At 35.0% G+C, this 16,042-nt stretch carries 10 protein-coding genes and 1 tRNA gene; 3 read left to right on the top strand and 8 right to left on the bottom strand.

Going from position 1 to position 16,042, the window contains the following annotated elements; all coding sequences use genetic code 11:
• Nucleotides 1-241: 241 nt before the first annotated feature.
• On the bottom strand, nt 242-5,653 hold the full coding sequence (locus C1S72_RS01825; protein ID WP_104733971.1) for an immunoglobulin-like domain-containing protein: 5,412 nt from the start codon (nt 5,651-5,653) through the stop codon (nt 242-244).
• Nucleotides 5,654-5,897: 244 nt separating this feature from the next.
• Nucleotides 5,898-5,982, bottom strand: a tRNA-Ser gene (locus C1S72_RS01820).
• 156 nt (nt 5,983-6,138) lie between these two features.
• Here C1S72_RS01820 and C1S72_RS01815 point away from each other — a divergent pair.
• From C1S72_RS01815 to C1S72_RS01805, 3 genes are read left to right on the top strand one after another with little or no spacing between them, the layout of a single operon-like run.
• A complete protein-coding gene (locus tag C1S72_RS01815) occupies nt 6,139-6,768 on the top strand; it encodes an NAD(P)H-dependent oxidoreductase (protein ID WP_104733970.1) in 630 nt (209 codons plus the stop codon).
• An 8-nt stretch (nt 6,769-6,776) separates the two neighbouring features.
• Nucleotides 6,777-7,979, top strand: a complete 1,203-nt coding sequence (locus C1S72_RS01810) for a DegT/DnrJ/EryC1/StrS family aminotransferase (RefSeq protein WP_104733969.1) — start codon at nt 6,777-6,779, stop codon at nt 7,977-7,979.
• Between the two features lie 43 nt (nt 7,980-8,022).
• Nucleotides 8,023-8,982 (top strand): hypothetical protein, encoded by a 960-nt coding sequence (locus C1S72_RS01805; RefSeq protein WP_104733968.1) that lies wholly within the window; start codon nt 8,023-8,025, stop codon nt 8,980-8,982.
• Here the strand turns inward: C1S72_RS01805 and ribB are convergent.
• The 6 genes from ribB to tpx all read right to left on the bottom strand — a co-directional run bounded on the left by ribB (nt 8,979) and on the right by tpx (nt 15,953).
• Nucleotides 8,979-10,130, bottom strand: a complete 1,152-nt coding sequence (gene ribB / locus C1S72_RS01800; RefSeq protein WP_104733967.1) for a 3,4-dihydroxy-2-butanone-4-phosphate synthase — start codon at nt 10,128-10,130, stop codon at nt 8,979-8,981. The two genes, C1S72_RS01805 and ribB, sit on opposite strands and share 4 nt — an antisense overlap.
• A gap of 32 nt (nt 10,131-10,162) precedes the next feature.
• Entirely contained in the window at nt 10,163-11,983 is a 1,821-nt protein-coding gene (locus tag C1S72_RS01795; RefSeq protein WP_104733966.1) for an LptF/LptG family permease, read from the bottom strand.
• Nucleotides 11,984-11,988: 5 nt separating this feature from the next.
• Nucleotides 11,989-12,627 carry a LolA family protein gene (locus C1S72_RS01790; RefSeq protein ID WP_104733965.1) on the bottom strand — a complete coding sequence of 213 codons (639 nt, stop codon included), beginning with the start codon at nt 12,625-12,627 and terminating at the stop codon, nt 11,989-11,991.
• 13 nt (nt 12,628-12,640) lie between these two features.
• Nucleotides 12,641-15,022 (bottom strand): FtsK/SpoIIIE family DNA translocase, encoded by a 2,382-nt coding sequence (locus tag C1S72_RS01785; protein WP_104733964.1) that lies wholly within the window; start codon nt 15,020-15,022, stop codon nt 12,641-12,643.
• A gap of 63 nt (nt 15,023-15,085) precedes the next feature.
• Entirely contained in the window at nt 15,086-15,454 is a 369-nt protein-coding gene (locus tag C1S72_RS01780; protein ID WP_104733963.1) for a diacylglycerol kinase family protein, read from the bottom strand.
• On the bottom strand, nt 15,447-15,953 hold the full coding sequence (gene tpx, locus C1S72_RS01775) for a thiol peroxidase (protein ID WP_104733962.1): 507 nt from the start codon (nt 15,951-15,953) through the stop codon (nt 15,447-15,449). The genes C1S72_RS01780 and tpx overlap by 8 nt, the downstream gene beginning before the upstream one ends.
• Nucleotides 15,954-16,042: the final 89 nt, after the last annotated feature.

Here is a 16,042-nt window from a genome sequence, read left to right as displayed (position 1 = left end):
ATCACCTTACAGAAACATTTAATAAATACAACTGTTCTGTTAGAAAATAATAAATTTAAAGTAGACTTTGGTTAGTCTCAACTTATCCCTAGTGAAGTAGATATGTTGATTAATAGCTTGTTAAAAGTAGGTAATTAAAAATTAAGTTCCCAAAATTTAAAGTTTAATAAATGGTTACGAAATTGTTTTTTCGATAAGTTGTTAAATTATCAAGATAAACCGAATTAAATAAATGTATATTTTAATTTTTAGAAACAACAACTTTCTTTGAGATTGTGCCATTAACGCTAACCACTTTTATAATGTAGTTGCCTTCGGCCAAATCCGTAACAGGAATTCGCAGGGCTGTACTTTGGTCCACATCGCTAACATCCCATGTAATAACACGCTGTCCAAGCATATTAAATAACGTAACGTCTTCTATCAATGAAGAATAAGGTGTGTTTATATAAATAACGTCAGAATCGTTTAGGTAATTAACAACCAAAGTATCCATATCATTATCCACTGTCGAAAGTATATTGTCAGGTGTAAAGGCAATATAAAAACGGTTTAAATAATCACCACCGTCTAAAGTATTAGTATAGTTAAAATCATTTATTAGGGTATAATTATCCGTTAATGCATCATATACATAAACAGTTATGTCTTCTTCAAAGTTCTCCAACCCACGTAACGATATCTCAAAAGTACCTGCATCTTCCAAGAAAATACCCAATGGATAGCGCTTACTTATATCAAACGCACCAACACCTTGTATGATGTAAGGCAGGTCTTCAATCATCCAAGACATATCATTAGGTAAATCTTCCGTATTAAGGGCATCATAACCGTAATCTACACCGTCGGTTGCTAGATTGTTTGGAACAAACCCTATCATAATAGGGCGTAAAGCCCCTTCAGGAGTTATAAAATCAACACGAACACGTTGAATAGGTTGTGTTTCTGGTCTGTTTTCAGCATGGCTTTGTGTACGCATAAACACAGAACCATTATCTGCAGCACCAGTAACAGCCTCTTTAACAAATACACGTTGGTCATTATTAAAAATAATATCACCGCCTGTGCTATTACCACGAACATTAAAACCTTGTGCAATAGGAATATAACGCTCTGGGATTTTTGATGGTGCGCCCAAACCACTAATTTCAGGTGGTGAAATTGCGGCATTACCACCAGTTAAATTATAAGCTGCAAACCCACCTTGGTACTCTACGGTATTATGAGTCATGTTAGACACATAATGTTCCCAGAAATAAATAGTTCCCAATGTACTAGCACTGTTATCATTTATAAAGGCATGGGCATCAATAGCCGACGGATACGGATTAGATACTAAGGCTTCATAATCAGCAGTAATAGGTGAAAGATACGTACCGTTATTAGGCTGCCCCACAAAAGTATAATTCTGATCTGGATCAGTTGTTCCACTACCTTTCATTAAAAACCCTAAAGGGACTTCAACAGGCGTTGCTTGATTTATTCGTACCCAGTCAGCATAGGAATTAACAGGATAGTTTTCATATATATAGAGCCATCTACTACTCATAGTTACTGGCGTTGTACTACCAATACCATCATGATCTGTGGTCCATTGAACAGGTTGCGAGCCATCATATAGGCTATTGCCTACTAAATAGGAAACTCCATCAGTACTAACAGGAGAGCCCCAATAATTATAATTGTAGTAATTGTTAGTGCCTTGTTGATCGCGATGTAAAGCACCAGTTCCTGAATAATCAACAACACTGCCAGTATCTTGTAGCAATTGTGATTCACCCACTAATTTTAAAACAGTGTCCGTACCATCAATCATTAAATAATCTGTAACTCGAAGACTTTGCCCATCAGTTGGATCGGTATTTTCAAGACGAAGTGTATTGGCATTCACTTCAAGTCCTAATAGTGTCAAATTATTATTTCCAGAAGAAATATTGTGTGAACTTCTTACAATATTCCAATCTACTTTGGTAGTACCATCAATGCCCATACTGTTTGGCAGTGCTTGCGAATTACCATAAAGCCATGTATTACTGTTCATCCAATCACCATCAGCAACTGATTGATAGGGTAGAGGTGCTGTTTCTGGTTGTAGGGTGGTCATATATCTTAAAACGCCATTAATAGCATTGCTATTGGAAACTAAATTACCACCAGATAAATCCGTGTTTTGGTTCATTTGGTAATAACCATTAAGGTCATTCCAATTCAATCCTGTGATATCCAAAGGCACTACAGATCCGCTAACAACTCCAGCATTATCTTCAATTTCTTGATTCATCATCTTACGGATTTGTGCTTCGGTAAGTGCTACATCCCAAATGCGGAGTTCATCCAAACCGCCATCAAAATAGTTATTTGGTAAATAGGGGGCATTAATAGTTTGATCCATAGCACCTGCAATACAATCAACTGTGTTGTCAATAGGTTCATTAGAATCAGACGTGCTATTGATAAAAATACCATCAATGTAAAGACTATAATCAATTCCATCATAAGTCACGGCAATGTGATACCAGCGATTATTGGTAATCTGAATACTACCAGATGATACCGATTGCCCATTATTCCAATGGAATGACACCACATTATTCACCAATCTTAAGTCGTAACCATCAACCAAGTTGGTAGCTTCACGCTTTGAAAAAATAGTTTGAATATTTGAATTTTGAGTATCAGACTTCACCCAAACTTCAATAGTAAACGCATTGCCTAAGTTGTAGTTATCTCTAAAGGTGATGTTATCATCCACACCGTCAAAATCTAATGCATTACAACCAATCATAGTAACTGTTATGCTATCACTAGTATCAATACATGGTTCTGGGTTGTCAATACTCCAAGTTAAAGTATAAGTTTCGCCAATATCACCAGTAAAATTAGATGTTGGACTATTGGCATCCGAAAATGAAAAACCACTGGTTTGCCCAGAGGTCACAGTCCAAGTTCCAATAGCATTCACACCATTTACTGCACTACCATTCAAGGTAATGGTTGTGTCAACACAAACGGTATTAGTAACATCAGCACCAGCATCGGCAGGTGCATTATATTCATTTACCGTTATTATAACTATGTTGCTGGTAATGGGTTGAGCGCATACAGAAGCCGATGAAGTCATAATAACTGTTATTTCATCACCATCATTTAAAACATTGGTAGTAAAAGTATCACCTGTTTCACCCATTACATCAATACCATTTATTTGCCATTGGTATATAGGTGTAGTTCCACCATTAGTAGGTGTAGCTGTAAAAGTAACCTCTTGGTTTTGGCAAATGGTTGTATTTGGTGTAGCAATACTAACGGTGGCATTGTCAGCCAAATCCGTTATAGTAACAGTAGCACTACAACTACTAATATTTCCATCATCATCTGTAGCTGTAAGGGTTACTGTATTACTACCTATATGGCTACAGTCAAACACATCTTGAGAAAGCGATAAGGTGAAACTGCAATTGTCAGTCGACCCATTATCTATATCACTTGCTAACAATGTAGCCATACCAGTTGAAGGATCTAGCCCCAAACTAAAATCTTGGCACACAATATTTGGAGATTCCACATCATTGACCGTTACTGAAAACGAACACGTATCGGTGTTTCCAAAAGGGTCTGTAACCGTATACTCTAACACAGTCGTTCCAATTGGAAAGGCATCACCTGATGATAATCCTGTTGCATCCGTTTGGGTTATGGTTTCTCCAGAACAATTATCATTTGCTGTTACCGAATAGTTTACTAAAGCTGAACACAGTCCAGCATCATTATCCACCACAATATCTGCGGGACAGGTAATGGTTGGTGAGGTAGTATCAACAACAGTTACAGTTCTGACTACCTCTATTGCAGCATTCCCTTCAGCATCCATAACATTATAGGTCACACTATATGAGCCAACAATACTTGTGTCAACTGTTGAAGCATCAATAATAATATCACTAGTATAGTCAGTACCAATACATGGGTCTATGGCTGTAGCACCTAACTCTGTATAAGGTGTACAGGCCTCTAGTATTTGTGGGTCGTCACCAATAAGAGTTATAAGGGGACCAGTGGTATCTACTACGGTTATGTTACGAATAACTTCTAAACCAGCATTGCCTTCAGCATCCATAACATTGTAAGTAACTATATAGGTTCCTGGAGTACTTGTATCAAGTGTTGAGTTATCATTAATAATATTAGCGGTGTAATCTGTACCAAAACATGGGTCAATAGCCGTAGCACCTAAATCTGTATAGACGTCACAGGCTTCAATAATTTGAGGGTCAGCACCATTTAGGGTTATAATTGGACCACTAACATCAGCAACATGAACTGTTCTAATGATTTGTGCTGCTGAATTACCACTCGCATCGGTGACATTGTAAGTAACTGTATAACTTCCAATGGTACTAGTATCAACAACAGAATTATCGATGACCACACTAGCCGAAATATCTCCAAAACATGGGTCAATAGCCGTAGCTCCCAATTCTGTATATGTAGAACAATCTGCAACAGTTAGCGGATTTGGACCTACAAAAGTTAGAGATGGAGCTGTAGTATCAACTATAGTAACTGTCCTAATAACTTGTGTTTGTCCACCATTGGCATTGGTGATTGTATAGGTGACATTGTAAGTGCCAACCATGTTCATATCTAAAGATGATGTATCTATAACCAAACTGCTGGAAATGTCACCAAAGCAATTATCTATGGCAGTAGCTCCTAATTCAGTATAACTACTACAGGCTTCAAAAGTTTGTGGGTTACTTCCATTTAATGTGATAACTGGATCTTGTGAGTTCACTACAGTAACATCAAAAGAACATGTTGCTGTCTTACCAGCAGAATCTATAGCTGTATAAGTTACAGTAGTAGTTCCAATTGGATAGGTATCACTGGCATCTGCTCCTCCAGAATTATAATCGTTTGTAATAGATACGATAGAACAATTGTCCATTGGCACTGCCAAAGGAATCGTAATTGTCGCATTACATTGTCCGGGATCAGTATTAGCAATAACATCTGATGGACAGTTAATATTAGGATCTTCTTCATCAGTAACAGTCACATCTTGAGTACAGGAAGCAGAATTACCAGCCCTATCAGTAACAGTCCAAGTTACCGTAGTGGTTCCTACAGGAAAAGCACCACCAGCTGGAATACCAGTCGGAACAATGAATAACCCAGAACAAGAGTCGAAAGCTGAAGGATAAACACCAATAGCATACATATTAACTACAGCAGTACAATCGCCAGGATCATTTACCGTAACAACAGCATCTTCGCAGACAATAATTGGATCAGTATAATCATTAACAGTAACATCAAAACTACAAGTAGCAGAATTACCAGAAGCATCTTCAATATAATAGGTAACGGTTGTAGTACCTGCCAAAAAGTCCTCGGAACTAGCATCATTAATTCCAGTTGTAGCACTAACAGCTGTAGTAGCACCAGACAATGTATAAGTTTGTAAAGAAATGGCTCCGCAAAAATCGGAAGTCGTTGGAGTTAGTGAAGGAACTTCTTGTGGACATCCAACAATAATATCACTAGGACAATTAATAGTAGGAGGCGTTACATCAGGGGAACATTGCCCACGTATACTTGTACATGATAGCAAAGTAAGAGTAAAAAACAAGAATCGACTCTTAAATCCCACTTAAATTATAGTTATTGGTTGATTATATTGTTACCCATAGCAGTAAAAACATCAAAAATCAAGTAATTGTAGTATTTGATGTTTATGTTATTTACTCATAGGAATTGGGAAAATAAATGTACTATCAATATATAGGGCTATCAAAATAACTCGATGAAGTGCATGATTATCATTTGAATCGTTAACTAATTTATAATTAGAATTTTAAACAAAAAAAACCAGAACTAAATGTTCTGGTTTTTTGCGGAGAAAGAGGGATTCGAACCCCCGGAGGTGTGACCCTCAACAGTTTTCAAGACTGCCGCATTCGACCACTCTGCCATTTCTCCTTGAGTGCCTCATTAGGTATTCCCTAAATGCGGATGCAAATATAGAACCCTTTTTCGTTTCTTTCAAATAAAAGACTGAAATTTTTATACAAAATTTCTAATCCGTTAGTTGAACCAAAACAGTATTACTATTTTTGCTATTCTAAATTAAGATTCATGGATGTTATTGGACATTTACAATGGCGTTATGCTACCAAAGCTTTTAATCCTAGCAGGCTAATTAGTGAGGAAAAACTACAAGTTATAAAGGAAGCCTTTAATTTAACAGCCACGTCATACGGTTTGCAACCTATAAAATTAGTTGTGTTTAGTGATAAAGAATTGCAGTCCAAACTGATTCCAGATACCATGAATCAGAAGCAAATTGCTGAAGCTTCTCATGTTTTAGTGTTTTGTATTGAACGTGTAATTGACGAAGACTTCGTGGTTGAATACTTCAATCGTGTTCATGATATAAGAAAAACACCAAAATCTGTTTTAAAGCCTTTTCAAGATTTCTTAATTTCAGATTTCGAAAAGAAACCGCAAGAACTTATTGAAGAATGGGCAACTAATCAGGCCTATTTAGCCATGGGAAATATATTGACAATTTGTGCATTGGAAGGTATTGATTCTTGTCCTATGGAAGGATTTAATCCAGAAAAATATGATGAGATTTTAGGGTTAAAAACACGCGGTTTGAAATCGGTTTTGTTGTTACCAATTGGTTATCGTGCTAAAGATGACATGTTTGCCGATTTTAAAAAAGTTAGAAAGCAATTAAAAGATTCTATAATTACTTTATAAAATAAACTATGCCTGGATTTGAATTATTTGGAGATTCGGAACGCAAAGAATTGCAAGACGTATTAGATAATGGTGTTTTGATGCGCTATGGCTTTGATGGTATGCGTAATGGCCATTGGAAAGCTAAAGAGTTAGAGAAAGCACTTCAAGACAAATTGCAAGTCAACCATGCGCAATTGGTGTCTAGCGGAACAGCGGCAGTATCTGTTGCTTTGGCTACAGCAGGAATTGGAGCAGGTGATGAAGTTATAATGCCGACTTTTACCTTCGTGGCAAGTTTTGAAGCCATTATGATGTTGGGAGCCATTCCCATTCTGGTAGATATTGACGATACACTAACATTAGACCCCAAAGCAGTTGAAGATGCAATAACCAATAAAACAAAGGCTATTATGCCAGTACATATGTGCGGTAGTATGGCCAATTTAGATGCCTTGCAAGACATTTGTAAGAAACATAGTTTAATTCTTATTGAAGATTCATCTCAAGCAACAGGTGCAACTTACAATGGTAAACCATTAGGAAGTATTGGTGATTTAGGTTGTTTGTCTTTAGATTTTGTTAAGATTATCACTGCAGGTGAAGGAGGTGCTGTATTAACAAATAATGAAGCCTTTTATCGTCATGCTGACCAATATTCTGATCATGGACATGACCATGTAGGTAATGATCGAGGGGCAGAAACCCATCCGTTTTTGGGTTATAATTTTAGAATTTCAGAATTACATGCAGCTGTTGGTTTAGCACAATTGAGACGGTTGGACGAATTTGTTGCTATTCAGAAGAAAAATTACAGCATAATTAGAGAAGCGTTATCTCATATTCCTCAAGTTACTTTTAGGACTGTTCCAGAAGGTGGTGAAGAAAGCTATTCGTTCTTAAGTTTCTTTTTACCAGATTTAGAAACCTCTAGAAAGGTCATTCAGGCTTTTAAAGAAAACGGCATTGATGCCTGTTGGAACTACTATGACAACAATTGGCATTACATTAGAAAGTGGGAGCACCTCAAAACACTTAAAACTCTATATCCACTTTCTACGAAAGTCAAAGAAGGATTGGAATATCTCAAGTCACAGACTTTTGAGCAATCAAACCATTACATTGGCCGTAATATTTCATGTTTAATTAAATTGTCCTGGACTGATGAAGAGGTTCAAGAGCGAGCCAATAGGATGTATAAAGTGATTCATAATATTTTGAAAAATAGTTAATTAAGCTTAATTTAGATTGTTAACCAATTAATTATTTTAGTAAATGAAATCAAAAATTTTATTACCCATTCTAATTCTATTTTTAGTACTTGCTTGTAAAAATGATAATAAGAAAACGGAACCAGCTTCAGAGGAAATAGTAGAAGTTGAAAAAAACATTCAAGAACCTTCAAACGTTATTGAAATTGTTACACGTAGTATGGAATTTCAAAGTGTGGATACGATTCCATCAGGATGGAACACCTTTAAATACAGAAATTTATCAAATGAAACCCATTTCTTTTTATTAGATAAATATCCAGAAGGTAAAACTGTTGAAAACACGCTTACTGATGTAGCACCAGTTTTTGAAGAAGGTATGGATTTAATTAATGAGGGGAAATCTGAAGAAGGGTTTGCTGCTTTTGGTAAACTGCCAGAATGGTTTGGAAAAATAGTTTTTTCGGGAGGATCTGGCCTAATTGCACCAAAACATACGGCAACGACTACGGTTAAATTAGATCCTGGTTATTACATAATGGAATGTTATGTGAAAATGCCAAACGGAAAATTTCATACCATGATGGGTATGGCTAAACCTATTATTGTCCTTGAGGAGGATAGTGGAAACGAACCGCCTGAACCAACAATTAATATCACATTATCTGGTGAAGAGGGAATTAGCTATGATAAAGCCATTACAAAAGGCAAGCAGATATTCTCGGTATTTGTTAAAGATCAAAAACCTCATGAAAATTTTATTTGGCATGATATAAATTTGGTTAAGCTTGAAGGCCATGCAAGTGAAGAAGCGCTAGAAGCTTGGATGAATTGGGCAGATCCTAAAGGGTTAATAACACCTGTTCCAAGTGGTGTCACGTTTTTAGGAGGAGTCAATGATATGCCAGCAGGGCGGACCGGTTATTTTTATGCCGATTTAAAACCGGGTAAATATGCTTTTATATCTGAAGTCCCAAATTCTAAAAGCAAAGGTTTATTTAAGGTTTTTGAAATACTAGATTAGTAATTGACATACTCCACAATTTCTAAACCATAGCCAATCATACCAACACGTTTGGTCTGCTCGCTATTTGAAATTAATCGCAGTTTGTGTATATCTAAATCATGTAAAATTTGTGCACCAATCCCAAAGTCTTTGCTATCCATTTCGATACGAGGAGCTTTAACAATTTCACCAGGTGTTTGAGATTCTTTTAAGGCAGTAAGACGTTTTAGTAAATTCATCGACTGTGATTGTTGATTGATGAAAATAATGGCGCCTTTTCCAGCTTCATTAATAACATTAAACATGTCGTCTAACTTTTTATCGGCATTATTGGTTAAAGTTCCTAAAATGTCATGATTAACCAATGTGGCATTAACTCTAGTTAGCACAGGTTCTTGGTTAGTCCATGTACCTTTGGTTAAGGCAATATGAATCTGTTTATTAGTTGTTTGGTGATAAGCACGTAATCTAAATTGCCCAAAACGCGTTTCAATATCAAAGTCTTCTTTCTTTTCAATAAGAGAATCATGTTGCATGCGGTAAGCCACCAAGTCTTCAATTGAAACAATTTTCAAATCAAACTTTTCTGCTACTTTTATGAGTTGTGGCAAGCGAGCCATTGACCCATCTTCATTCATAATTTCAACAATGACGCCTGCAGGTTTTAGTCCAGCTAATCGAGCGAAATCAATAGCAGCTTCGGTATGTCCAGTTCTACGTAATACACCTCCTTGCTTGGCAACAAGTGGAAAAATATGACCAGGTCTAGCCAATTCAAATGGCTTGGTACTTGGATTTATAAGGGCATGAATGGTTTTAGAACGATCGCTAGCTGAAATTCCTGTTGTAACACCATTACCACGTAAATCAACCGACACCGTAAAAGCGGTTTCCATAGGATCCGTGTTATTATTAACCATCATATGTAAGTCTAATTCTCTACATCGATTTTCGGTTAGCGGAGCGCAGATTAACCCTCTACCATGCATGGCCATAAAATTAATGGTCTCCGGTGTAATTTTTTCGGCAGCTGCCAAAAAATCGCCTTCATTTTCACGGTTCTCATCATCAACGACAATAATGACTTTGCCATTTCTAATGTCATTAATGGCTTCTTCTATGGTATTTAATTTAATTTTCACAGCTTCTTCAGTGGTGTTAAGCATATCATAACAAATTAGTTTTGCAAAGATATTGCTTATTTTATACTTTTTGGTAGGACTTCTTTGAATTTGTTTCGCCTTACGTAGTGAACAACTGGATAAAACAACAAAGCTAAAATATTAGATAGGATACCATTTATGTAGAGTCTTGATTTTACCAATTCAAAAATTTTCGAAATTGTTGTACGCTCTTGAAAGAAATAAACAATATAAACAATCCAAGAAATAACACTTAATTGAATGCTCATTTCTGCAAAATCTGGTAATTTATTGTTCTTGAATACAAAAAACAAAATCAGTGTAATTGTCGCTATAAAATAAAATATCACAGCAATATTACTTATAGCTTTATAGTTTTTGTAAAATGAAGTAAATTTCAAGCTAGCTTCTGATGTTTGTACTATGTCAATGTCGCTATCTGTTTGTTTTTTGTTTTTTGTACTAAATAATTTTTTTAACGGTTCAAAAACATGGTCAAATTCAAATAAGCCTCTATCAGCTGTAGCTCTTTTGGTTAAATAATAGCCTAGAGGTAACATAATTACTGTTGAAAACCACGATGCAATTACAGGGTTTAGACTACCATCTTTTGCACTGTTTTTAGCGAAAATCCCTATAAAATGATAGGTTAAAAACAATAGAATAGCTATTACCATTGGTAAACCAATACCACCTTTTCTTATTAATGCGCCTAGAGGTGCACCAACAAAAAATAAAATTATACATGCAAAACCTAATGCTAATTTTTCATGTAGCGCAATAATATGTTTATTAAGCCAAATATTTCTTTCCTGGAAGTACTTGTCTTTGATTTCTACTATTTGATTAGAACTTTTTGTAGAATTCATTGCCATATCCAATAACTGAACTTTCTTTTTATTTGAAAAAAGATCTAAAATTTCGCCTTTATATACGGTGTTTTGTTTTGCATTCACACCTGTATTAAGAACCGGTAAGTTTGTGCGATTATATAGGCTGCTAGCAAAATCATTATAATCTTTATCTAATGATGTTTTTAGGGAATCAATGCTGTAATTTAGATCTGAAATGTTAAGCATGTTATACTTATCAGTAATGTTCTTTTCATCAAGATCTTTGTTGTTTAGTTCAGATAAATCAATGTTGATGGTATATTTTTCAAAGTAGCTTCTTGTCATTGGATATTTTGACCTGTCTTTGGGGTCACTAGGAGGTGAGTCATCATAAAAATAGCCATCGTGTAGAATGAACTTTAAGATATTGGAATCTTCATCACCTATAAGTTCCCCAGTTTTAGAAACTATTGTTGTATGGTTTCCAGGTGTTCGTTTCCCTGTTTTTTTATGAATAATGACTTGATCCAAGAATTGACCTCTATCGCCACTTTTTTTGGCTACTTTCAAGTTGTATTCATCGCCAATTTGATTGAATTGCCCTTCAGCAATAACCATAGCTGGTTTTAGTTGCTGAATGTTTTTACGTAGATTATAGGAATTATATTCACCCCAAGGAATGACATTATTTGCAAAAAAGAAAGTAGTAATGGCTAGCAAGACTATAAAAATACTTAAACCTGCCATAGACCTTTGTAATGAAATGCCTGTTGACTTCATGGCTGCAAATTCATAGTTTTCAGCAAAATTTCCAAAAACCATAATTGAAGCTAAAAGAATGGTTAGCGGAAGTACTAGAGGTATAAGTTTAGGAGAGAAGTAGAATAAAAACTTTCCGACTACAACGATATCTAAATCTTTTCCAGCTAATTCTTTGATATAAAGCCAAATGGTCTGTAATACAAAAATCAGCATGAGAATGACAAACACGCTGATAAAAGTTTTTAGATAAGTGGTTAGTATGTATCTATCTAATATTTTCAATTTACCTAATCCAATTTATTGATGTAGTAATCTTTATACTTACTCTCATCAAAGGTAAATAAGGTTTTTGATAATGGTTCGTTTGTTTTAAAAGAATTAACAGTTAAGGTGGTTTGAATACCATTTTTGCCAATTTCTATTAGATTATAGATATGGTTGGTGTTGGCATCTATCCCTAAAAGTATATGCTTTATTTCGGAGTTTGAATCAATAGGAGTTAATTTGACGTATTGAATTTTTCTTCCTTTCACGTTTTGAACAATGTCCATTTTGTAAGTGTAACCATCTTCATAAAACGAAAGCATTTTGCTAGGTGTGATGCTGTTTTCGTCTTCTGAATTATCACTTGAAATTGTTACCTCTTCATCTTCTGGACTTATGCTGTATAATGTTTTTCCATCAAAAATCCGTGTAACACCTAAAATGTTTAGCTTATACTTATCACCTTGAATAACAACATCACCACGTGTTTCTTGGTTTACATTTTCAGCAATATTTTGCAAAACATATTTAAAATCTATAGCTATGTTGTCATAGCTTTTTACTTTATCTGATACCTTTTTAAGCAATGTCTTGGCTTCATTATCTTGAGCAAAAGTAATGCTGCATGTTAGCATTAATAAAAGTGTAATTATTTTTTTCATCGTTGTTATTTTTTTATTGTCCTTCGTTTGCCAGTAGTTGGTCGAGCGCAGCTAGATCTGGAACCAAAACTTGACGTGCTTTACTGCCTTCAAAGCCACCAACAATACCAGCAGCTTCCAATTGATCAATTAATCTTCCAGCACGATTATAACCTAATTTTAGTTTACGTTGTAACAATGAGGCTGAACCTTGTTGCGCTGTCACTATTATTTCAGCTGCTTCTCTAAAAAGCGCGTCACGGTCGTTAATATCTATATCAAGACTTGTGCCACTTTCTTCACCAACATATTCTGGTAGCTGATAAGCATCTGGATAAGCTTTTTGTGAGCCAATAAAATCTGTTATTTTTTCAACTTCTGGCGTATCAACAAAGGCACATTGAATTCGAATCATATCATTACCTTGAGTGTAAAGCATATCACCACGACCTATAAGTTGATCGGCACCAGATCCGTCTAAAATGGTTCGAGAATCAATTTTTGAAGTTACTCTAAACGCTATTCTGGCAGGGAAATTCGCTTTTATAATACCAGTAATCACATTTACCGAAGGTCTTTGAGTTGCTATAATCAAGTGGATTCCTATGGCTCGTGCTAATTGCGCTAAACGAGCTATAGGTGTTTCTACTTCCTTTCCAGCTGTCATGATTAAATCGGCAAACTCATCAACAACCAATATGATGTATGGAAGAAATTGATGACCATCATTAGGATTTAACTTTCTGGCCTTAAACTTTGCATTGTATTCTGCAATATTTCTACATAAAGCATTTTTTAACAACTCATATCGGTTGTCCATTTCAATACACAACGAATTTAAAGTATTAATTACTTTTGTGTTGTCAGTAATTATGGCATCTTCACTATCTGGTAGTTTGGCGAGATAGTGACGTTCAATTTTATTAAAAAGTGTTAATTCTACCTTTTTTGGGTCAACCAAAACAAATTTTACTTCTGCTGGGTGCTTTTTATAAAGTAAAGATGTTAAAACGGCATTCAAACCAACGGACTTACCTTGACCAGTTGCTCCAGCCATTAATAAGTGTGGCATTTTAGCCAAATCAACAACAAAGGTTTCGTTGCTGATAGTTTTACCTAGGGCAATTGGTAATTGCATTTCAGCTTTTTGAAATTTTTGAGAGGCAATAACCGATCGCATAGAAACAATGGTCGAATTCTTATTTGGGACTTCAATACCAATTGTTCCTTTACCAGGTATAGGTGCAATAATTCTTATTCCTAATGCTGAAAGCGATAAGGCAATATCATCTTCTAGGTTTTTAATTTTAGAAATTCTGACTCCTGCTTCAGGGATAATTTCATAGAGAGTAACAGTTGGACCAATTGTGGCTTTTATATTTGAAATCCCAATTTTATAATTATTGAGTGTTTCTACAATTCTATTTTTATTTTCTTCTAATTCCTCTTGGTTGATAGTTATACCTTCAGTTTCATACTTTTTTAGAAGTTCTAAAGAAGGAAATTGATAATTACTTAATTCAAGCGTAGGATCAAATTGTCCAAAGTCTTCAACAAGTTTGTTGGCAAGATTGTCAGTTTCTGATAGCTCTTCTTCTACATGCTCAACTTCAATCTTTACTTCATCCTCATCATTATTGGTTGGTTTTTCAGTTTTCTTCGGTGTTTGGGGTGCTGTGATCTCTGTGGCTTCTGGTTTGTCATTTGTTAAATCAAAGGCAGTTTTTATGTCTTCAGCTTCCGCTGATAAGTCATTATCAAGAGATATTACAGGTTCATTATTATTGGTTTCAGCAGTTTCACCAAGACTTTCTTTAAGATCTTTTTTAGCCGAAGCAAACACGTTTTTAAATGTTTCTGCCGTCATTTTAAAGCGTATGGCTAAATAGGTGATAAGAGCAAATATCAATAGTAAGATTGTTCCAATTTTGCCTAAATATTCCTGAAGGAAAAAATTGATTTCATAACCAATTGTTCCACCCAGAATGTCCAGTTTTTCAGAGAAGAATCCAAATAAAACAGAAAACCAAACTACAATTAATGTTCCCCAAAACCAATGCTTGCGCAATCTGGATTTATTGGTATTGGTAAGTACGTAAATTCCCGATGTAAAAATTAAACCTGCAAAAATAAAAGAGGCGACACCAAACCCACGAAGTATAAAAAAATCACTTAACCAAGCACCTGTTTTATTTAGCCAGTTCTCTGTTTGGACACCTCTGGAAGTAAATTCGGAAAGTGTACTTTGATCCGCTTTTCCTGTGAAGAAAAAAGAAACAAACGCAATAAATAAGAGTAATCCCAAAATAATAAGAAAACTACCAAAAACTAACTTTTGCTGATTGGATAGTTTAAAACTTGGGGCTTTAAATTTTGTTTTAGATTCTTTTTTAGATTTAGATTTTTTCTTCGTCATTCACGAGGTATTATATTTTTCAAAAATACAAATTACAAACGTTTATCCTAAAGCAAATAGTATTTAAAAAATCTTTGGAAAATATATTATCATACCAACCGTAACTGCTGTGATTGCGATAATAAATACCGCACCTGCTGAAATGTCTTTTATCAAACCTATTTTAGGGTGATAATCAGGGTGAATAAAATCTGCGATTTCCTCAATAACAGTATTGATTCCTTCAATAGCCAAAATAGCACCAATGGTTAAACATTGGATGGCCCATTCAGTCAATGAAAGTTCAAAATAAAATCCAGCTACAGTCATTAAAAGACTTATAACAATCTGGATTTTAATACTCTTTTCTGTGGTTATTAAAATCCATGCGCCTTTAAATGCGTAGCGAATACTTTTAATTCGGTTGACAAGAAAGGGTTCCTTTTTATTCATCTAAAAGCGCCTCCAAAGCAGCCTTGTAATTTGGTTCATCAGCAGTTTCCTGGACTTGTTCAGTATATTTAATTGTGCCATTTTCATCCAAAACAATTACACAACGAGAGTGAAGTCCTTCAAAAGCTCCATTTTTAAATTCTAAATTATAATCCTTACCAAAACTACCAGTTTTAAAATCTGATAACATGACAAGGTTCTCAATGCCTTCTGCACCACAAAAACGTGCTTGAGCAAAGGGTAGATCTCTTGAAATACACAACACTTTTGTGTTATTTAATTCTGATGCTTCTTTATTAAAAGTTCGCACAGATTGTGCACATGTACCAGTATCTACACTTGGGAATATGTTTAGAACAACCTTGTGTCCTTCAAAATCAGATAATTCTTGTGTTGATAAATCACTAACAGTTAATTTAAAACTTGGGGCTTTTTCTCCAATTTTTGGTAAAGAACCTAAAGTTTCAACGGGTGTTCCACCCAAAGTTATATTTGCCATAATATCTTTTTTTAATGAATAAGTAAAAATACTGATTTTACTTACCTTTTAATAATTTATAGACTTTTAATTAAATAAGCATTTTCTAT

It is taken from the genome of Hanstruepera ponticola (assembly GCF_002940745.1).
GTDB classification, from domain to species: domain Bacteria; phylum Bacteroidota; class Bacteroidia; order Flavobacteriales; family Flavobacteriaceae; genus Hanstruepera; species Hanstruepera ponticola.
The sequence above is the reverse complement of the archived record's forward strand: the minus strand, read 5'-3'. Positions and strand labels throughout refer to the sequence as shown.